This window comes from Novosphingobium sp. ES2-1, from assembly GCF_015169775.1.
Lineage (GTDB): Bacteria > Pseudomonadota > Alphaproteobacteria > Sphingomonadales > Sphingomonadaceae > Novosphingobium > Novosphingobium subterraneum.
On the sequence record NZ_CP063445.1, the window covers coordinates 300,680 to 319,896 of the forward strand.

The 19,217-nt window shown below is 64.6% G+C and carries 19 protein-coding genes; 9 read left to right on the plus strand and 10 right to left on the minus strand.

The window, feature by feature from the left end; translation table 11 throughout:
- Positions 1-11 precede the first annotated feature (11 nt).
- Complete coding sequence (locus IM701_RS01425) at positions 12-920, minus strand: SDR family NAD(P)-dependent oxidoreductase (RefSeq protein WP_193827565.1); 909 nt, start codon at positions 918-920, stop codon at positions 12-14.
- Positions 921-1,107: 187 nt separating this feature from the next.
- Here IM701_RS01425 and IM701_RS01430 point away from each other — a divergent pair, with 187 nt between their 5' ends.
- The gene (locus IM701_RS01430; RefSeq protein ID WP_193827566.1) at positions 1,108-2,562 is read left to right on the plus strand and encodes an OprO/OprP family phosphate-selective porin; all 1,455 of its coding nucleotides are present in this window, start codon (positions 1,108-1,110) and stop codon (positions 2,560-2,562) included.
- A 72-nt stretch (positions 2,563-2,634) separates the two neighbouring features.
- Here IM701_RS01430 and IM701_RS01435 read toward each other — a convergent pair whose 3' ends face one another.
- Positions 2,635-3,735: a branched-chain amino acid aminotransferase gene (locus IM701_RS01435; protein ID WP_193827567.1), complete on the minus strand. Its 1,101-nt coding sequence runs from the start codon at positions 3,733-3,735 to the stop codon at positions 2,635-2,637.
- Positions 3,736-4,194: 459 nt separating this feature from the next.
- Positions 4,195-4,749 (minus strand): hypothetical protein, encoded by a 555-nt coding sequence (locus IM701_RS01440; protein WP_193827568.1) that lies wholly within the window; start codon positions 4,747-4,749, stop codon positions 4,195-4,197.
- On the opposite strand from IM701_RS01440, the gene IM701_RS01445 reads away from it, so the two are divergent.
- The 4 genes from IM701_RS01445 to IM701_RS01460 all read left to right on the plus strand — a co-directional run bounded on the left by IM701_RS01445 (position 4,748) and on the right by IM701_RS01460 (position 6,903).
- The gene (locus IM701_RS01445; protein ID WP_193827569.1) at positions 4,748-5,542 is read left to right on the plus strand and encodes a TlyA family RNA methyltransferase; all 795 of its coding nucleotides are present in this window, start codon (positions 4,748-4,750) and stop codon (positions 5,540-5,542) included. The two genes, IM701_RS01440 and IM701_RS01445, sit on opposite strands and share 2 nt — an antisense overlap.
- A 123-nt stretch (positions 5,543-5,665) precedes the next feature.
- Complete coding sequence (locus tag IM701_RS01450; RefSeq protein WP_039336402.1) at positions 5,666-6,220, plus strand: TspO/MBR family protein; 555 nt, start codon at positions 5,666-5,668, stop codon at positions 6,218-6,220.
- 75 nt (positions 6,221-6,295) lie between these two features.
- Positions 6,296-6,547 carry an accessory factor UbiK family protein gene (locus IM701_RS01455; protein ID WP_039336498.1) on the plus strand — a complete coding sequence of 84 codons (252 nt, stop codon included), beginning with the start codon at positions 6,296-6,298 and terminating at the stop codon, positions 6,545-6,547.
- Between the two features lie 74 nt (positions 6,548-6,621).
- On the plus strand, positions 6,622-6,903 hold the full coding sequence (locus IM701_RS01460) for a hypothetical protein (RefSeq protein WP_039336404.1): 282 nt from the start codon (positions 6,622-6,624) through the stop codon (positions 6,901-6,903).
- A 3-nt stretch (positions 6,904-6,906) separates the two neighbouring features.
- On the opposite strand, the gene IM701_RS01465 is transcribed toward IM701_RS01460, so the two are convergent.
- Positions 6,907-8,244 carry a PAS domain S-box protein gene (locus tag IM701_RS01465; protein WP_039336499.1) on the minus strand — a complete coding sequence of 446 codons (1,338 nt, stop codon included), beginning with the start codon at positions 8,242-8,244 and terminating at the stop codon, positions 6,907-6,909.
- 93 nt (positions 8,245-8,337) lie between these two features.
- On the minus strand, positions 8,338-9,546 hold the full coding sequence (locus IM701_RS01470) for a PLP-dependent aspartate aminotransferase family protein (protein ID WP_039336406.1): 1,209 nt from the start codon (positions 9,544-9,546) through the stop codon (positions 8,338-8,340).
- 83 nt (positions 9,547-9,629) lie between these two features.
- Here IM701_RS01470 and IM701_RS01475 point away from each other — a divergent pair, with 83 nt between their 5' ends.
- Positions 9,630-10,952, plus strand: coding sequence for a phospholipid carrier-dependent glycosyltransferase (locus IM701_RS01475; protein ID WP_062347491.1), 1,323 nt, complete (start codon positions 9,630-9,632; stop codon positions 10,950-10,952).
- Here the strand turns inward: IM701_RS01475 and IM701_RS01480 are convergent.
- Genes IM701_RS01480 through IM701_RS01495 form a run of 4 tightly spaced genes read right to left on the minus strand, consistent with a single transcriptional unit; the run spans position 10,936 to position 14,411 of the window.
- Positions 10,936-11,568 (minus strand): DUF2238 domain-containing protein, encoded by a 633-nt coding sequence (locus IM701_RS01480; protein ID WP_193827570.1) that lies wholly within the window; start codon positions 11,566-11,568, stop codon positions 10,936-10,938. The two genes, IM701_RS01475 and IM701_RS01480, sit on opposite strands and share 17 nt — an antisense overlap.
- A gap of 1 nt (position 11,569) precedes the next feature.
- Complete coding sequence (locus IM701_RS01485; RefSeq protein WP_193827571.1) at positions 11,570-12,694, minus strand: glycosyltransferase family 2 protein; 1,125 nt, start codon at positions 12,692-12,694, stop codon at positions 11,570-11,572.
- A 12-nt stretch (positions 12,695-12,706) separates the two neighbouring features.
- The gene (leuB, locus tag IM701_RS01490) at positions 12,707-13,765 is read right to left on the minus strand and encodes a 3-isopropylmalate dehydrogenase (RefSeq protein WP_039336413.1); all 1,059 of its coding nucleotides are present in this window, start codon (positions 13,763-13,765) and stop codon (positions 12,707-12,709) included.
- A 34-nt stretch (positions 13,766-13,799) separates the two neighbouring features.
- Positions 13,800-14,411 carry a DNA repair protein RecO gene (locus IM701_RS01495; RefSeq protein ID WP_193827572.1) on the minus strand — a complete coding sequence of 204 codons (612 nt, stop codon included), beginning with the start codon at positions 14,409-14,411 and terminating at the stop codon, positions 13,800-13,802.
- Between the two features lie 112 nt (positions 14,412-14,523).
- Here IM701_RS01495 and apaG point away from each other — a divergent pair, with 112 nt between their 5' ends.
- The 3 genes from apaG (at position 14,524) to IM701_RS01510 (ending at position 17,823) form a co-directional block, all read left to right on the plus strand.
- Positions 14,524-14,922 carry a Co2+/Mg2+ efflux protein ApaG gene (gene apaG / locus IM701_RS01500; protein ID WP_039336501.1) on the plus strand — a complete coding sequence of 133 codons (399 nt, stop codon included), beginning with the start codon at positions 14,524-14,526 and terminating at the stop codon, positions 14,920-14,922.
- Between the two features lie 12 nt (positions 14,923-14,934).
- Positions 14,935-15,732 (plus strand): LysR family transcriptional regulator, encoded by a 798-nt coding sequence (locus IM701_RS01505; RefSeq protein WP_039336417.1) that lies wholly within the window; start codon positions 14,935-14,937, stop codon positions 15,730-15,732.
- Between the two features lie 90 nt (positions 15,733-15,822).
- Positions 15,823-17,823, plus strand: coding sequence for a bifunctional diguanylate cyclase/phosphodiesterase (locus tag IM701_RS01510; RefSeq protein WP_193827573.1), 2,001 nt, complete (start codon positions 15,823-15,825; stop codon positions 17,821-17,823).
- A 78-nt stretch (positions 17,824-17,901) separates the two neighbouring features.
- Here the strand turns inward: IM701_RS01510 and IM701_RS01515 are convergent, their stop codons facing one another.
- On the minus strand, positions 17,902-19,170 hold the full coding sequence (locus IM701_RS01515; protein ID WP_039336505.1) for a multidrug effflux MFS transporter: 1,269 nt from the start codon (positions 19,168-19,170) through the stop codon (positions 17,902-17,904).
- Positions 19,171-19,217: the final 47 nt, after the last annotated feature.

Sequence of the window (19,217 nt, forward strand, 5' to 3'; positions counted from 1 at the left end):
AAAGCGGACAGTTACCCCTTCATCGCCGCCTGCAACTGGCCAATGATCACCTGGCTCTGCTCCGCGCCTGATTGCGGGGCGAAGTCGCCGGTGCGGTCGCTGATCTTGTCCCAGTTGGCGGCGAAGCCTTCGACGGTTCGTTCGTTCGGTGCCAGCAGGACGCCCTTGTTCATGGTGACCCATGCGCCGTGGTACGCGCCGCCGCCTGCGCCGACGATGGCGTTGGTGGGGGCGTCTTCCGAGACGAGGAAGAGCGCGGCGGGGACGACGTTTTCGGGGCCGAACAGCTTAAAGGCTTCCTCGGGGAAAATATCCTCGGTCATGCGCGTGGCGGCAACCGGGGCCAGCGTGTTGACCTTGATGTTGTTCTTCGCGCCTTCAAGATAGAGCGTCTTGGTCAGCCCGGCGAGGCCGAGCTTGGCCGCGCCATAGTTGGCCTGCCCGAAGTTGCCGAACAGTCCGGTGGACGATGCCGTCATCAGGATGCGGCCGTAGTTCTGTTCGCGCATCAGGTCCCAGCAGGCCTTGGTGGCGAAGGCCGAGCCGATCAGGTGGACGCGCACGACCATCTCGAAATCGGCCGGGTCCATCTTGGTGAAGCTCTTGTCGCGCAGGATGCCGGCGTTGTTGATCAGCACGTGCACGCCGCCCCAGCGTTCCTTGGCCTTGGCGACCATCTCGACCATCTGCTCGTATTCGCTGACCGAGCCGCCGTTCGACATGGCCTCGCCGCCCATGGCCTCGATTTCCTCGACGACCTTGAGCGCTGCGTCCGAATGGCCCGTGCCATCGCGCGATCCGCCAAGGTCGTTGACCACAACCTTCGCCCCGCGTCGGGCGAGTTCGAGGGCATAGGCGCGGCCAAGGCCACCGCCTGCTCCGGTAACGATCGCGACGCGGCCTTCGAACGAAATGCTCATGCTTGGGTCTCTCCGGAGCGCCCTAACCGGGCGATTAACGCAGGCATCAGCGATGCCACGGCGAGGGCCGGAACGCAACGGGCGAGGCGTTGCCGCAGCATTTGCGACAAATCGGCAAAACCACCGTCAACAAAATGTAACACTACAGACATATTTGGCCGCAAACCGGTAGGCTCAAGGATTCGTCATGAAGTTTGCAACGCGCGTCTCGATCACCGCTCTTGCCTGCGCCGCTGGCTGGGCTGTCCCGGCTGAGGCCGCGTCCTCGAACGCGGATATTGCCGCCATGCAGGCCCAGCTTCAGCAGATGCAGGCGCAGATGCAGAGCCAGATGGATGCAATGGCCGCGATGCAGGCGCAGATCCAGACCTTGCAGGGCCAGCTCGCCGAAGCCAGGGCCAAGAGCGACGCGACCGCCACTGCCGTCGCCGCAATCCCTTCGCCGACCGCTTCGGGCAAGCCGCCAGTCGCGATCAGCTGGGATGGTGGGCCGAAGATTGAAGCCCCGGTCGACCCGAAGAACCCCAAGGCCGGCAAGTGGAGCTTCAAGCCGCGCGGCCGCCTGCAGATTGACACCGCCTCGGTCTCCGCGCCGTCGTCCATAGGCAGCAAGAGCCTTGGCCTCGCCACCGAATTCCGCCGCGCCTACCTGGGCTTCGACGGCACCATTCCCGGCAACTTCGGCTACCGTATCGAGGCGGACATCGCCAACAGCAGTGTCGATCCGACCGACGTCTACCTCACCTATAACGGTATCAGGAACCTTACGCTCACGATCGGCCAGCACAAACCGTTCGAATCGATGGAGGACACCGAGTCCGACCTGTTCACCAGCTTCATGGAGCGCGCCGCGTTCAACACCGCCTTCGGTTTCGAGCGCCGCCTCGGCCTTTCTGCACAGTACCAGAAGGGCATGGTCCTGGCGCAAGTCGGCGTGTTCTCCGACAACGTCACCGACCTCAACGCCGATACCGACAACAGCTATTCCATCGACAGCCGCTTTGCCTTGCAGCCCAGGCTGTTCGGCGGCCAGGCGCACATCGGCGGCTCGGCGCACTACCACGACCTCAACGACAGCAGCGCCACCGTGCGTTATCGCGCCCGCCCGTTCACCCACACCACCGACATCCGCTTCGTCGATACCAAGGCGATCAGCGCGCTGTCGGAAACGAATTACGGCGTGGAACTGGGCTGGACCGGCGGTCCGGTGCATTTCACTGCTGAATCGCAGTGGATGAAGGTCAACCGTCCGGCAGGGATTGCCGACCCCACCTTCAACGGCGGCTATGTCGAAGCGGGCGTGTTCCTGACCAAGGGGGATACGCTGCCCTACAAGGCAAGCGAGGGCACCTGGACCCGGATCAAGCCGAAGAACGGTGTAGACAAGGGCGGCATTGGCGCGGTGCAGGTCAACGCCCGCTATGACTGGCTCGACCTCAACGACGTCGATGGTGCTGGTGGGGGCGTGCTGGGCGGCCGCCAGCAGCTCGTCGGTGCCTCCTTGCTGTGGGTGCCGACGGACTACGTGCGCTTCATTGTCGACTACGGCCATCTCTGGCTCAAGGATGCCGCGGTCGCTGCAGGTGCGGATCGCAATTACAACGCCGACGTCATCGGCATGCGGGCGCAGTTCGACTTCTGAGGCAGACGCAATGAAAAAGGCCCGCCGTTCTACATGGATTGGCGGGCCTTTTCGTTTTCTCAGGTCTCGCTATCAAGCGATCCGCGTCACCCAGCCATGGGTATCGGCAATCTCCCCGCGCTGGATGCCGACGAGCTTGGCGCGCAGCTTCTGCGTCAGCTGGCCGGGACCGCCCGAACCGATCGTGAACTCGCCCTCGTGGCTGGCGACCTTGCCGACCGGCGTGACAACCGCCGCGGTGCCGCAGGCGAACGTCTCGATCAGCTTGCCCGAAGCCGCGTCTGCCTTCCACTGGTCAAGGCTGTAGCGGCCCTCGCGCACGGTCAGGCCCTCTTCGGCGGCAAGCTTGAGCAGGCTCGAACGGGTGATGCCGGGCAGGATCGTGCCGGTCAGTTCAGGCGTCAGGATCGAACCGTCATCGAACACGAAGAACAGGTTCATGCCGCCCAGTTCCTCAACCCACTTGTGTTCAGCTGCATCGAGGAACAGGACCTGATCGTGCCCGCGCGAGAAGGCTTCGGCGGTGGGCACGAGGCTGGCGGCATAGTTGCCGCCGCACTTGGCCGCGCCGGTGCCGCCGGGCGCAGCACGCGTATAGTCCGAAACCCAGATCGAAACCGCCGGCGCGCCCGACTTGAAGTAGTTGCCGGCCGGGCTGGCGATCACCATGAACTTGTACTGCTTCGCAGGCCGCACGCCCAGGAACGCCTCGCTGGCGAACATGAACGGGCGCAGGTACATCGAGCCGCCCTCCACAGTAGGGAACCAGTCCTTGTCGGCCAGCACCTGCTGGCGCACGGCATCGACGAACAGCTCTTCCGGCAGTTCGGGCATGGCGAGGCGGCGCGCAGACGCATTGAAGCGCTGCGCATTGGCTTCCGGACGGAACAGGGCGATGCCGCCGTCGGCCAGGCGATAGGCCTTCAGCCCTTCGAAGATTTCCTGCGCATAATGCAGCACTGCAGCCGCAGGATCGAGCGCGATGGGGCCATAGGGAACGACGCGAGCGTCGTGCCAGCCGGTCCCCTCGGCGTAGTCGATCTCGACCATGTGATCGGTGAAGGCGGTGCCGAAGCCGGGGTTCGCCAGCACTTGCGCCCGCACGTCCGCAGCAACCGGAGCCGGGTGCGGATGCTTGGTGAAAGTGAGGCTGTTGTCGGCGAGCGTCGCCATGGGGCAGTCCTTGCGCTAGAATCGAGGAAGCAGCGCCGTGAACTATTATTGCGCGAAAGGCAAGGGGAATGTAATAAATGTGAAGGGCCGCGTCGGTCAATCCGAGCGGCCCTTCGCATGGTCAGCGGCCGGAAGTGCCGCCCACGAAGCCTTTATCGCTTAATCGAAACTCAGCGATAATGCCTCGCGCGGGACTGTACCGACCTCTCTGCTGAACCATGAGACATCGGATCACCTCCTTTCGCGCTGTTGAGCCAAAGTCACAGGCTGTTGGGCCTGCTGGACCGGGAGTTTGTATTCTCACCGGCCTTGTTCTGAATGTGATTCATCCATGGCAAAACAACAAGACTTGATCGAAAAAAAATTGTCGTCACAATCTCCGCTTCGCGCCTGCAGTATGGTCACCCCTGCAACCGGATAGGCAACTGGCCATGCAGGCGGCCATGCAGGCGGATCGCGTTATTTCCGGCAATCCTCGATCACCCGCCCCACTTCGGCCCAGGCTGGCAGGTAGAGCGTCGGCAAGCCGTTCACCTCGATGGCAAAGCGACCGCGGCTGAACGCCATGGAATCCAGCAGCGGATCGCGCGAGGGCAGCGTTGCCACCAGTTGCGGCTGGCCCTGCGGCGCCGGATCGGCCGAAAGCGGGCGGATATCGCTGGTGGTTGCCACCGTCATCGGCAGCGGCACGGTGGAAGTGCCGGTGCGGATCAGGCTCATCGTTCCTGCGGCGCGGTTGCAGGCCAGGGCGAACAGTGTGGCGTCGCCCGGGCCGAAACGGGCGACCCCCGGCTCATAGCGCCAGTTGCCCACGGTCTGTGGCGCATCGCGCCAGTCCTTGAAAGTCTGCGCAGGTGGCGGCGGGGGCGGTGCCTGGGTTGGCCTGGGGGCCGGCGGCGGCGCGGCTTGCGGGACCACCGTCGGCGCGGCGCAGGCGGAAAGGGCCAATGGCAGGACGAAAGCCAGCGCACCGGATAAAACGAGGCGGGGGCGGTGTGCATGGTTGATCTTCATGGTGCAGTTATGGAAGGAACGCGCCGTGACCTCAACCCGCCCCCCCAAACAGCCCGGCGCATCCAAGCTTCGCGTGGACCAGTTGCTCGTCGAACGGGGCTTGGTCGAAAGCCGCGCGCGCGCGCAGGCCCTGATCCTTGCCGGGCTGGTCTACTCGGGCGAGACCAGGATCGCCAAGGCCGGGCAGGCGCTCGCTCTCGATGCCGCGTTGGATGTGCGTGGACGCGATCACCCTTGGGTCTCGCGCGGCGGCATCAAGCTCGCCCACGCCATCGAGCATTTCGGCCTCGATCCATCCGGCGTCACCGCAATGGACATCGGCAGTTCGACCGGCGGCTTCACCGACGTGCTGCTGCAAGGCGGCGCGGAGCACGTCTTTGCCGTGGACTCGGGCACCAACCAGCTCGCCTGGAAGCTGCGCCAGGATCCGCGCGTCACCGTACTGGAACAGACCAGCGCGCGCATCCTCACGCCGGGACACATCGATCGACCAGCGACCTGGGTGGTCTGTGATGCCAGCTTCATTGCCTTGCGCAAGGTGCTGGAAGTGCCGCTCTCCCTGGCGACGAGACCGACCCGCCTCGTCGCGCTGATCAAGCCGCAATTCGAAGTGGGCAAGGCCGAAGTCGGCAAGGGCGGCGTGGTGCGTGATCCCGCGCTTCACGAACGCGTCTGCGGCGAGGTGCGCGATTGGCTGGAAGGCGAAGGCTGGGAGGTTCAGGGCATCGTCCCGAGCCCGATCACCGGGCCCGAAGGCAACGTCGAATTTCTGATTTCCGCGCTGCGTTGCTGAGTTTTCCCCGGATTGTGTCTCCGCGCGGGATGCAATGCGGGACGACTTCCGATTGCAGAGCAGGCAACCCCTCGCCAATATCCCCGGCGAATCGCGCGTTTTGCGCAGTTGCTTGCGGGTGCCATGAACTATCTTGCCTCTTCGGGACAGCTTCGCGCCAGTCTTCTGCGCTGGTCGCTGTTCACCATTCCCCTTGTCGTCGCTCTCGGGTTTCTGTCCGGACAAGCTGCGGGCAGCGGCCCTGGCAACCCGTGGTTCGATGCGCTGGTCAAGCCGTCGATCTATCCACCGCCGGCCGCCTTCGGAATCGTCTGGACCGTCCTTTATGTTCTGATGGGGCTGGCGCTGGCGATGGTTCTCTCGGCACGCGGCGCGGCGGGGCGTGGCATTGCCGTCGCGATGTTCGTGGTGCAGCTTCTCATCAACCTCGCCTGGTCGCCTACGTTCTTCGCGTTGCACCAGATCACGGTGGCGTTCTGGATCACCGTTGCCATGGCCGTGGCGATCGTCTTGACGGTGGTGCTGTTCTGGCGCGTACGCCCGGTCGCGGGCATGCTGCTGCTGCCATATCTCGCGTGGGTCTGCTTCGCTTCGGTGCTGACGTTCGAGTTCGGCCGGTTGAACCCCGATGCCGATGGCGCATTCGGCACCGTGACGACCGAGCGCGTCGAAATCTGACCTGTCCGGCCACTTGCGCAAGGCATGATGGCGGCCCACATAGCGGGGACCGAATGCCAGCCAGGACCCAAGCCCATGCAGAGTGAAAACCCGATGATCGCCGACTTCGTCAAGCTGCTGAACAGCGCGGCGGGAACGATTGCGGGCATGGGCCGCGAGGCGGGCGAAAACGCGCGCGAGAAGGCCAAGGAAATCTTCGGCGGCCTCGATTTCGTCAGCCGCGAGGAATTCGACGCGGTCAAGGAACTGGCTGCTTCCGCGCGTGAGGAAGTGGAAGCGCTCAAGGCCCGCATCGCCGCGCTTGAGGCTGCCTCAAAGGGCGAGTGAGGAACCCGTTTCCCGTTTCGCGGATTTAACCTGCATCAAGTTGGCGCCCGACGGCGCACTGCAGGAAGACAACCGTGTTTACGCAACTCAATCCGACAATTCCCTTGCACGTGCTGGGCAAGGGCGATGGCTATGCGATCGGGATGATCGACTATGGCCAGGAGCACAATCTCATCTGGGTCACGGCGCTCGATGAGTCGGGCGAGATCTGGTGTGCGCCCAACAGCAAGGTCCGTCTCGGCAAGAACTGGACAATGGGGCGGGCGGAAAACCGCCTGATCACGCAGGACAAGCAAGAGGCAACTTCCAAGGCCGAGGTAGAAGCAGAACACTGTGAAGGCCGGCGCGCCGCCTGAGGTTCAGCTTTCCAGCATCCTTGCCGTGGCGAGCGAGCAATCCAGCCGCCAGTGCAACCCGGTCGGCGCGTAATCGATGGTCACTTCGGCATCGAGGCTTCGGGCCGGGATATGCCGCATCAGCGTGGTACCAAACCCGTGATGCGTCGGCACGCACATCAGGGGCACGCCGCTCTCACGCCAGTCGATGACGAAGCGATCTGCGGTTTCCTCCCAGCACAGCACGACTTTGCCTGCCGGCGCGGCCAGGGCGCCGTACTTGAGCGCATTGGTGGCAAGCTCGTGCAACGCCATGCCGATGATCTCGGCGCTGCGGGGGCTGAGGGGAATCGAGGCTCCACGCAATTCGATCTGCGCCCGCGCCTCGCGCCCCAGTATCGCCAACTGGGCCTCGGCCAGCTCATCCATCAGGATGGTCGACCAGCCGCGTCGGACCAGCAAGTCCTGATTGGCCGAGAGGCTGGCGAGGCGGCGTTCGAAGCGGTGCAGGAAATCCGGGTCCTTGCAGCCCGAACGGCGGGCAAGGGCCTGAACGACGGCAAGCAGGTTCTTCGAGCGGTGGTTCACCTCCATCAGGAGAACGCGAATCTGCTCTTCCTTCTCGAGCATGTCGGTCACATCGGTATTGGTGCCGAACCAGTAGAGGATCGCGCCCGAAGCGTCGCGAATGGGTAGCGCGCGCGACAGGAACCAGCGGTATTCCCCGTCGCCCGATCGCAAAGGGAAGGTGTCCTCCCACTCCACCCCGGATTCTATGGTGGTCTTGAAGTGTGCAAGGACCCTTTCGAGGTGGTCCGGGTGATGGACCTGATCCCAGCCCCAGCCGTCGCAATCGCCTTCTGCAAGGCCGGTGTAGTCATACCAGCGCTTGTTGTACCAACCTATCCAACCGGACCGGTCGGCAACCCATGCCAGTTGGGTGATGTTGTCGGCCAGCATGCGGAAGCGCATCTCGCTTTCGCGCAAGGCGCGCTGGCCTTCCTCGCGAGCGGTGATGTCGCGGGCGATCTTGCTTGCGCCGACGATCTTTCCTGCCTGGTCGTAGATCGGTGAGACCGTGAGCGAGACGGAGATGAGGGCTCCGTCCTGGCGCTGGCGGACGGTGTCGAAGCTCTTCACCCGCTCCCCACGCGCTATGCGAGCAAGGATATCGTCTTCTTCGGCCTGCCGATCTTCCGGGATCAGGCGCCGGATCGACTGGCCGATCATGTCCGCTTCCGCAAATCCGAAGATGCGCGTGGCCGCCGGGTTCCAGCTCAGGACTGTCCCTTGCAGGTCCTTGCTGATGATCGCATCATCGGAAGACTGGATTATGGCAGATAGATGGGCCTCGGCCAGCAAAGCAGCTTGCTCCGTTGCGACCCCACCCGGCTGCCTTTTTACGGCAAGGGTGGCGCGATGCAACCGAATTGGCGCAATTTCAGGCAGATGGTTTCACAAACCCGCGGCCCGCAGGGCCTGGTCGAGATCCTCGATCAGGTCATCGGGGTCCTCAAGGCCGACATTGAGGCGCAGCATGCCTTCGCCCACGCCCATGTCGGCGCGGGTTTCCGGGCCGACGCCGTAATGCGTGGTCGAGGCCGGATGGCACATCAGCGAGCGCGAATCGCCGATGTTGTTCGAGATGTCGATCAATTGCAGCGCATCTAGAACGGCGTGAGCCTGCTTCAGCCCACCATCGAGGTGGAACGAGAAGATGGTGCCGCCCGCCTTCATCTGCTTGCGTGCCAGTTCGTACTGCGGATGGCTGGGCAGGAACGGATAGAGCAGACGGGGCACGCGGGCTTCGACAAAGCTCGCCACCTTGAGCGCGTTCTCGCTCTGGCGGTGGATGCGCAGGTCAAGCGTTTCGAGGCCCTTGTGGACGACCCAGGCGTTGAACGCGGCGATGTTCGGGCCGGTGTTGCGTTGGAACGGCAGCAGGACGTTGTTGATCCACTCGGCCGAACCGCACACTGCGCCAGCCATGACGCGGCCTTGGCCATCCATCATCTTCGTGGCTGAATAGGCGACGACATCCGCGCCGAAGTCCATCGGGCGCTGCAGAGCAGCGGTGGCAAAGGCGTTGTCGACCACGGTGGTGATGCCGTGGCGTTTGGCGAGCGCGCAGACGAACTCGAGATCGACAATGTCCATCGTCGGGTTCGCCGGGCTTTCGAAGAAGAACACCTTGGTATTCGGCCTGATCGCGGCTTCCCACGCAGCGTTGTCCGAAGCGTCGATCGTGGTGCCGGTAATGCCGAAGCGCGGCAGCAGGTTGTCGACCAGCCAGCGGCACGAACCGAAGGCGGCCTTGGCGGCGACGATGTGGTCCCCGGCCGAAAGCTGGCAGAGCAGGGCGGTGGTCATCGCCGCCATGCCGGTGGCCTGCGTGCGGCACGCCTCGGCTCCTTCCATCAGGGCGATGCGCTCTTCCAGCATCTGCACCGTGGGGTTCTGCAGGCGCGAATAGGTCATGCCTTCCGCCTCACCGGCGAAGCGCGCGGCAACCGTCGCGGCATCGTCGTAGGTAAAGCCGGAGGTGAGGAACAGCGCTTCGGACGTTTCGCCCATTTCCGAACGCCACGTGCCTCCGCGCACGGCTTGCGTTGCGGGACGCCACTTCTGCGTGATCGAACGGTCCTGGCCAGCAGTTCTCTTCATGCCAGCCGCCTTAGTTTTCCGGACGGCTGCGCGCAAGCGGCGGGATTGCGAAGCGGCCCTGCGCGCCCTATCGGTCAGGACGCATGACGCAACAGTTCCAGACCGCAGCCCCGCGCGAGAAAGACCCTGCATTCTGGTGCGCGGTCATCGCGTCCGCGTTCTTCCTACTCGTGCTGCACCGGCTTGGCATTCCGTCAAAGCCTATGTTCGACGAGGTGCATTACTTGCCGGCGGCAAGACGGCTGATCGACCTGACGTCGCGGCTGAACCCTGAGCATCCCCTGCTGGCCAAGCAGCTGATCGCCTGGTCGATGCAGCTGATCGGCGATACCCCGTTCGGCTGGCGCTTCCCCTCGGCCGTGCTTGGCGGGCTCGGGCTCTGGGCAATGATGCGGGCGCTGTGGTGGGCGAGCTTTTCCCGTTCGGCCACGGTCTTGTTCGGCCTGCTGCTGGCAACGGACTTCATCTGGTTCATGATGTCGCGGATTGCCCTGCTCGACATGGCGATGGCCGGGTTCATGGCGCTGGCCATGTGGCAATGGGCGCTCGCTTGGCGCAATCCTTCCGGCAAGGCCTTGCTGGCGCGGTCTCACCTGCTGCTGGCGGGCGTGTTCATGGGGCTTTCGCTGGGCGCAAAGTGGAATGGCGCGCTTCTGCTGCCGCTGCCCGGACTGGTCTTTGCACTGAACCGCTGGGAGGCGCTGAAGGGCAGGAGGAGTGGCCTCCTGTGGGCCTCGCGCGAGGCCGGACCGGTGCCAGGTGTCTCGCTGGTCGAGGCGGCGTTATGGCTGGGGGTGGTCCCGGTGGTGGTCTATCTTGCCACCTTCCTGCCCGCCTTCTTCTATGAAAAGCAGCCGATGACCGTAGGCGGGCTGTGGCATTGGCAGCAATACATGCTGGAACTGCAGGACAGCGTGAAGAAGCCGCACACCTACATGAGCGTGTGGTGGCAGTGGGTGGCCAACATCCGGGCGATCTGGTTCCTTTATGAAGAGGTCGATGGTGCGCAGCGTGGTGTGCTGATGATCGGCAATCCGTTCACGATGCTCGCCGGGCTGCCCGCGCTGCTGTTCTGTGCGTGGGACGGGTTCAAAGGCATGAAGGGTGGGGCAAAGCGGCTCCACCTGCTGGTCTTCGCCGCCTATGTCCTGCTCGTCGGCTTCTGGGCGATCAACGGCAAGCCGGTGCAGTTCTACTACCATTACATGCTGGCCAGCTGCTTCCTGCTGGCCGCCCTTGCGCTGGTCCTGGGCGAGTGGTGGGATCTGGGCCTGCGCTGGCCGACCAAGGTGACGCTGGTGCTGTCGTTCGGTCTGTTTATCGGATTCTACCCGATCCTCTCGGCAGGCGAACTGCCGCGCAAGGATTCCTACCGGGACTATACCTGGCTCAATAGCTGGAAATAGCGCGCAGCCGTAGCCAGACTGCGGTGGTCAGAGCGCCAAGCCCCGCAATCGCCATGTCCTTCTGCGGGTCCCACACATCGCCCTGCTGCCCGTTATACGCATCTGCATCCGGCCCGGCCGTGACCACGGTAAGCTGCCACTCGAAGATTTCGTAAAGCGCGCTGCCTGCCAGCACGAACTCCACCGCGATGTAGGTGGCCAGCGCAGGCGAAAGCCCGCGATGGCGCGCAAGCCAGCAGGCGATGGGCCAGGCCCACAAGGCGCCGAAGCTGAAATGAACGAGCCGGTCCCATGAATTGCGACCCAAGCCGAAAGCATGGTCGATCGAGGGCAGGCCAAGTGCGCCGAGCCACTGCTCGTAGGGCACGTACGAGTAGATGTAGCGCCCGCCGATGGTGTGCAGCGCCATGAATGCCGCGATGCACATGATCGCGCTTGTCGGCATGGGCCAACGACGCAGCGCGAGCCAGAGCATGGCAACGATGAACAGCGTCGGCAGGTTCTGGAGCGGCGCGAGTGCCGGGTAAGGCGTATCGATCAGGCTGAACAGAGCCCCTGCGCCGGTCAACCCGAGCAGAAGCGCTTGCGGTCCCGGAAGCCCCGCGACCGCGCGCAAATCAGTACTTGCCCCAGACGAAGCGCGAGGACAGCGCGAAGTTCCACACCGAGCCGAGCACGATGCCGACGATCACCGCAACCACGCTGTGGAAGCCGATGGTCTTGAGCACGGCAGCCGAACCGACGTTGGTCAGCAGGCCCAGTGAGCAGGTAAGGCCGAACTGCGCCCAGCCGCGCAGCAGCGGGCCGAAGCCGCGCAGGCGCTTGTCGGAATAGGTCAGCTCGTTGTTGAGCACGAAGTTGAAGGTCATGGCGATGATCGCCGCCAGCGTGTTGGCGGTGTTGAAGGTCGCGCTTTCCGACCAGTTGCCATAGACGAAGCGTTCGCCGGCAATGACCTTGAGCAGCACCCACAGCGCGCCCAGTTGCACCGCGACGCCCATGGCGCCAACGGTGCCGAACAGCGCGAAGCGTGTCGGGATGATGCGGCCGAGCCACTTGTCGTACAGGCCTACGAGGAATTCGAACACTACGGTCTGGTCCAGCTTGCTCTCGCCCTCGATGCGGGCGACGAAGTTGAGAGGGAATTCCTTGACCTTGAGCGGGCGGTCGACCGTCGCAAGGATATCGAGCAGGATCTTGAAGCCGACGCCGGACAGACGGTGCGCGTCCGCGCGCAGCGTTTCGGTGCGAAGCATGAAATAGCCGCTCATCGGGTCCGACAGTTCGACGCCGGTCACCTTGTTGGCGATGCGGTTGGCCAGGCCCGACGCCTTGACGCGGTCGGGACGGCCCCATTCCTCGGTACTCGCACCTTCCGCAAAGCGCGAGGCATAAGCGAGGTCATACTCGCCGCTTTCGACCGCAGCGAGCATCTTGGGCAGCAGTTCGGGATCATGCTGCTGGTCAGCGTCCATCACCGCGACGATCGGGGCAGCCGTGGCGCACATGCCCTCGATCGCAGCCGAGGCAAGGCCGCGGCGACCGATCCGCTCGATCACGCGGACGCGCGGATCGGTAAGCGAAATGCGGCGCGCCTCGTCGGCGGTGCCATCGGGGCTGTTGTCGTCAACGAAGATCGCTTCCCACGCCACGCCCTGCAGCGCAGCGTCGAGACGCGCGACCATCGGCGCGATGTTCGCGCGTTCACGATAGGTCGGAAGGATAACGGCTAGCTGGAGCATCGGACGGGGCCTTTAGAGCCTTGCGAGCACCGCGTCACCTACTTCCGTCGTCCCGGCGCTACCGCCAAGATCGCGGCCCAGCACGCCATCGGCCAGAGTCCTGGCCACGGCGGCCTCCACCCGGTCTGCCGCTGCTGCCAGCCCCAGCGAGTGGCGCAGCAGCATCGCCGCCGAAAGGATCGTTGCCATCGGATTGGCAAGACCCTGGCCAGCGATGTCGGGGGCCGAACCGTGGATCGGCTCGTAAAGGCCGAAGGTGCCGTGCGCGGTCTGGCGCTCGCCGAGCGAAGCCGAGGCAAGCAGGCCGATCGAGCCTACGCACATCGAGGCCTGGTCCGAGAGAATGTCGCCGAACAGGTTGCCGGTCAGCACGACGTCGAACTTGCCCGGCGCGCGGACGAGCTGCATCGCGGCGTTGTCGACGTACATGTGCTCGAGCGTGACCTCGGGATATTCCCTGGCCACCTCGATCACCACGTCGCGCCACAGTTGGCTGGTTTCGAGCACGTTGGCCTTGTCGACCGAGCACAGGCGCTTGGCGCGGCCCATCGCGGTGCGGAAGCCGACATGGGCGATCCGGCGCACTTCGGATTCGTTGTACGACATGACGTCGTAGCCCTCGCGGTCACCGTTGGCGGCAGTGCGGAAGCCCTTTTCGCCGAAATAGACGTCGCCATTCAGCTCACGCACGATGACCATGTCGATCGCGCCGGCCACCTCGGGGCGCAGGGCGGAATGTCCTTCGAGGCCGGCAAAGACCTTGGCCGGACGCAGGTTGGCGAACAGCGTCAGTTCCTTGCGCAGGCCAAGGATCGCCTGTTCCGGGCGCAGGTGGCGTTCGAGCGAATCGCAATCGGGATCGCCTACCGCACCGAACAGGATGCCATCGGAAAGGCGCGCGATCTCCAGAGTCTCGGCCGGGAGGGGATGGCCATAGGCCTTGTAGGCCGCGCCGCCGACCGGGGCTTCCTTCATCTCGATGCCGGGCAGGCCGAGCGCTTCGATCACGCGGACCGCTTCACGCGTCACCTCGGGACCGATGCCATCACCGGGCAGAACCGCAATCTTCATGAAATACCCCTTCGTCCCTGCACTCGCTCGCCGCTTATGCGTCGAAGCCAATCCTTCTCAGGCGGCCGAGCAGAATCGCGCGCGCCCCCATAACATCGCGCGTGCGATCGGCAAGCAGGCGGTTGGCGATGGCCTTGCCCTGACGCTCCAGACGGGCCAGCAGATCGGGCCATTGCTCGTCTGGCGGAGGGGCTGGGGCCGTGCCATATCCGACCTCGCGCAGCAGCAGCACTTCGTAGCCAGCCAGGACCCGTGCCCATCCTCGGGCCGAGGGGGCATGGCAGATCGCATCGAGCAAGGCGACGAGCGACTCGTAGAGCACCGGGTAAGGGTGGCCTTCGGGCAGTGTCGCGGCGGTCAGCGCGCAGGCCCAGCCGATCCCCGCGCTGGGCAGTGGTTCCGACAGCCACGGCCCCCGACTTGCCACGAGCTCGACGCGGGCAGATGGCAGTTGCGAAACCGTGCGTGAGCGCACTTCAACCTCGATCAGGTTCCCAGGGATCAGCACGGGCCGCAGTTCGCGCCCCCGCGCCCCGGCGACATAGGCGGCGGCAAGGCCGTGGTCGGCGGTCAGCACGCGGATGATCGCGCCGTGTTCGCCGTTGGGCAGGACCGAGCAGAGAATGGCAGGGGCGCGGATCAGCATTGCGTCATCCTCTGCGCCTGCCACCCTTTTTGGGCAATGCCTTCATGGGCAGGCGGCACAAAGTTGCACATCGGCGTTGGAACATCTGGCGGTTTGCGATAGTTTGATGGGCATGAAGCAGCTCTTCCAGCATGCCGCCATCACCGAAGGCGTCACGGTGCGAGTCGCCGTGAACTTCCTCCCCGAACAGTCGCGGGTGGAAGCAGGCAAATGGTTCTGGGTCTATCATATCCGTCTCGAGAACGACGGCGACCAGCCGGTGCAACTGCTGTCGCGCCATTGGCGGATCACCGACGGGCGGGGCATGATCAACTTCGTCGATGGCGATGGCGTCGTCGGCGAACAGCCCGTCCTGCAGCCGGGGCAGAGCCACGACTACGTCTCCGGCTGCCCGCTTGGCACCCACCATGGCAGCATGGAGGGCCATTACACGATGCAGCGTGCCGATGGCTCGTTGTTCGATGTGGCGATTCCGTTCTTTCCTCTGGCGGCACCGGCTCCGGCGAACTAAATCCGGTTCGCAATGAAGCGGACCCATCTCCCTCTCAATGGCCTGCGCGTGCTTGACGCTGCGGCCCGGCACCTCTCGTTCACGCGCGCCGCCGACGAACTGGCGGTGACGCCGGCGGCGGTCGGGCAGCAGATCCGCGCGCTGGAAGACCTGCTCGGTGTCGTGCTGTTCCGCCGCACTTCGAAGGGCCTTGAACTCACCGACGAGGCGATTGCCGGTCTCGATGCGATCCGCGAAGGCTTCCTGCGCTTTGAAGAAGGTGTGCAGGCGATGCAGGCCGGGCAATCGAGCCATGTCTACACGATCGCCTGCCCGCGCGACTTCTTCGCCGCGTGGCTGTCACCCCGCCTTGCGGCGTTTCGCGCCGGCAATCCGCAGATGCGCTTCTCGCTCGTGGGAGGCGATGCCGATATCGACTTCACCGAAGCCAATCTCGACCTTGCGGTGCGTTGGGCCGAGGGGCCGGGTGAACTGGAAGGCATCGCATTGGGCCAGCCGCTGATGGTGACGGTGGCCGCGCCCGATGCCGCGCCCGATTGCCCGTGGATCGGCTGGCCCGGCGATCCTGCACCGGGCGGCGGCGATGTCGGCTTCTCGGTCGGCGACGCCGGAACCGCGATCAGCGCAGCAAGCGCCGGGCTGGGCCGGGCGCACGTGCCCTATCAACTGGTCGACAATGCGATCGGCATGGGCCGCGTGGTCGTGCAGGGCGAACCCGTGACATCACGCAAGGGTTACTGGCTCGTCGCACCCCTGCCGCAGTGGCGGCAAAAGAAGGTCAAGGAGCTGGTCGCGGCGCTTTCCGCGTAAAGCTAAGGCGATGATTTGCCACGCCAGATAGACCCGATTCGGAATTGACCCTTACGCGCTGTTAACTGCCTTGGTGCTATCCGCGCAGCCATGTTTACCGGGTTGCGCAGTCTTGTCGCTCGCGGACGGCGCTTCGGCCGTCCGCTGCGCAATGCTCGTCCCTTCTCTTCCAGCTGGCAGCAGCGCGAGGGCGACAACTTCACGCTCGCCTATGCGCGAAGCCTGTCGCATCGCCTGCCGCTTCTCTATCTCGTCGTCGTCTTCGACATGCTGCTTGTGGCATTCCGGTTTCGCCATATCGCGCCTGGCTGGCTGATCGCGCCGGGACCGATATTCCTCGGCGGCTTTGCGCTGTGGCGGGCATATTACTGGCGACCGGCCGCGGTCGAGCGGCGTGCAACGGCGGTTCTCCGGCGTGATCTCGCCTCGATGAGCTGGCTGGGAGCATTCGCCAGTTTCCTGTTCGCCCTGTGGGGCATGGCGCTCTACGTCCATGGTGATTGGGAAGCGCAATCCTTCATCCACTATATCTTTGCCGTTACGCTGTTTTCCGGGATTCTCGGCCTCGGCCATTCGCCCATGACGGCATTGCGCATCGCGATTGCGACAACGATCCCGACCACTGGCCAGATCCTCTTCAGCGGGCATCCGAATGCGGTCATGGTCGTGCTGGTGCAAGTGGTGGTGACGACCTTGCTGCTGCTGATCACCAACGGCCACCACCGCGATTTCGTGCGGCTTGAACTGTCGCGTCAGCAATTGACCCGGCGAGAGCGCGAAGCGGCGCGGCTGGCGCAGGAGAACCTGCTCCAGGCAACCATCGATCCGCTGACCGGGGGTCTCAACCGTCGCGCCATCCTCGATCGGCTGGCCGAGGATATCGAACGCAGCGGCAGGGGCGTGCAACGGGCATGGCTTGCCTTGATCGACCTCGACGGGTTCAAGCACATCAACGATACCTATGGCCACGCGGCAGGCGATGCCGTGCTCCAGGCCGTGGCGAATCGGCTTGGCGGAATGGAGCGTGTGCGCTGCTTCGGTCGGCTTGGAGGCGATGAATTCGCCGTGGTGCTCGACCCCTCGCTTGATCACGCAGCCGCCTTCGCGATCGGTACGGCGCTTTCGGATTCACTGCGCGCCCCGGTGCTGCACGGTGGTGCAGTGCTGCGCTTTTCCGGCTCCATTGGCGTCCATCGCATGGACGGGCGCAGCGTCAGCGATTGCCTCGAACGGGCCGACGCCGCGCTCTACAAGGCCAAGGAGCTTTCCGATGGCGCCGTCGTCGTCTTCAGCCCGGACGACGAGGCCGAGCTGCAGGATCGCGCTGCAATCACCCGCCTGTTCAACGAAAGCAATCTCGCCGACCGGCTCAAGCTCGTCTACCAGCCAATCCTCGATGCCGAGAGCGGCGGCGTGATCGGCCTCGAAGCGTTTGTGCGCTGGAGCCCCGATGGCGAGCGCTGGCTGGCACCGGGGCAATTCATGTCGCTTGCCGAAGCGACGGGGCGGACCGGCGAAATGACCCGCACGGTCATGGCGCGCGCCCTGGCCGAATGCCCGGCGTGGAAGTACGGACGTTGGCTGGCGATCAACCTCAGCCCCCGCGACGTGATGCGGACTGGCACGGCCGAAGCTCTAGCGCGCCTGGTGGAAGACCATGGGGCGCCGCCGCATTCGATCATCCTGGAGGTTACCGAACGGGCCCTGCTCGAAGATCCCAAGCGCGCCGAAGCACAATTGCTGGCATTCCGGGCGCGCGGTTTCCGCATCGCGCTGGACGATTTTGGCGCGGGCTGGTCAAGTCTCAATCAGGTGCACAGCCTGCCGCTCGACATGATCAAGATCGATCAGGAACTGTCCCGCGCCCTCGCCACCGACCCGGGTGCGCGTTCCCTCGTCGGCACGATCGTTTCACTTGCCTGGCAGCTTGGCATCGACTGCACGATCGAGGGCGTCGAGGACGAAGCGCAGGCCAGCACGGCGCGCGCTCTGGGCATCCGGCTCATGCAGGGGTATCATCTGGGGCGGCCGCAACCCGCAGCAGAGGCCTTGGCGCTGATCGCGGATAATGCCTTGAGCCTGCGCGCCTGAGAGTTCTTTGATCCGAAACTGGCGTTTCGGATCTTGCGGGCCGGTGCCGCCCGAACCTCGCCGGTGGCGAGGTTCAGATCAATGCTCCAGCACGATCGGGCGCGGTGTGCCCGGCGGGTGCAGACGGCGGAACAGTTTCCCCTTTTCGCTGAACAGCACCAGCAGCAGGCTGAGCACGCCTGCTGACAGCAGCGCGAGCGCCAGCGGATGCGCCGTGCCGTCGTAGGCCTGGCCGACGAAGATCCCGATGACCGAGCCGATCACCATGCGCAGGAAGGCGTGCATCGAATTGGCGCTCCCTGCCGTGCGTTCGAACGGCTGCAGCGCGATCGAGCCGAAGTTCGCGCCGATGAAGCCGATCAGGATCATGTTCGTGATCATCAGCGGCATGAACTGCCACAGCGTCTGCCCTTCCAGACTCGAGGAGAAGGTCTGCAGCGCGCTGACGAGGATGAACGCGATTACCGCCGTGTGCGAGACGCGGCGCGCGCCGAAGCGCTCGACGATGCGCGAGTTGGAGAAGCTGGCGCAGGCCATCATCAGCGCCGAAAAGCCGAACAGCACGGGGAACATCTTGCCCGCGCCGAAGTGTTCGCCGACGAGCTGCTGCGAGGAGTTCACATAGCCGATCATCGCCCCGAAAGTGAGCGAACCGCCCAGCACGTAGCCGATGGCCGAGCGGTTGGTGGCAGCGTGCCCCATGTTCTTCGCGATCGTCATCGGGCGGATCGCCTGGCGATATTCGGGGTGCAGCGTCTCAGGCAGGCGGATATATAGCCATGCCGCCATGCCCGTGGCCAGAACGGCCAGCAGCACGAAGATCCAGCGCCACCCGGCAAACAGCAGCACGACCTGCCCAATGCTCGGCGCAAGCATCGGCACGACCATGAAGATCACCGAGATGATCGACATCTGCTTGGCCATCTGATCGCCCGAGAAGCGATCACGGATGATGGCACCTGGCAGAACGGCAAGCCCGCCGCAGCCGATCGCTTGCCCCACGCGCATCGCCAGCATGCCGTCGAACGAAGTGACGAGCGCGCAGGCCAGCGAAAACAGGATGTAGATCGCCATGCAGGTCAGCAGGACCGGGCGGCGGCCATAGCGATCCGCCAGCGAACCCGGGAGCAGTGAGGCAAAGCCCGAGGCGAGCAGGAACGTGCCGACCACCAGCTGGCGGCGGTTGGGATCGGCAACGCCAAGATCCGTCGCAATGTCGCCAAGCGCGGGCAGCATGGCATCGACGGCGAGCGCCTGCATCGCCATGACGAGCGCCATCATCGCGATGGTCTCGCGCTCGCCCATCGTGCGCGGCGCGCGCAGGGTGTTGGAATCGTTAGCGGGCATAATCACCCTTTGAACGAGAATGGCTTCAAATCCCATCCCCCAAAACC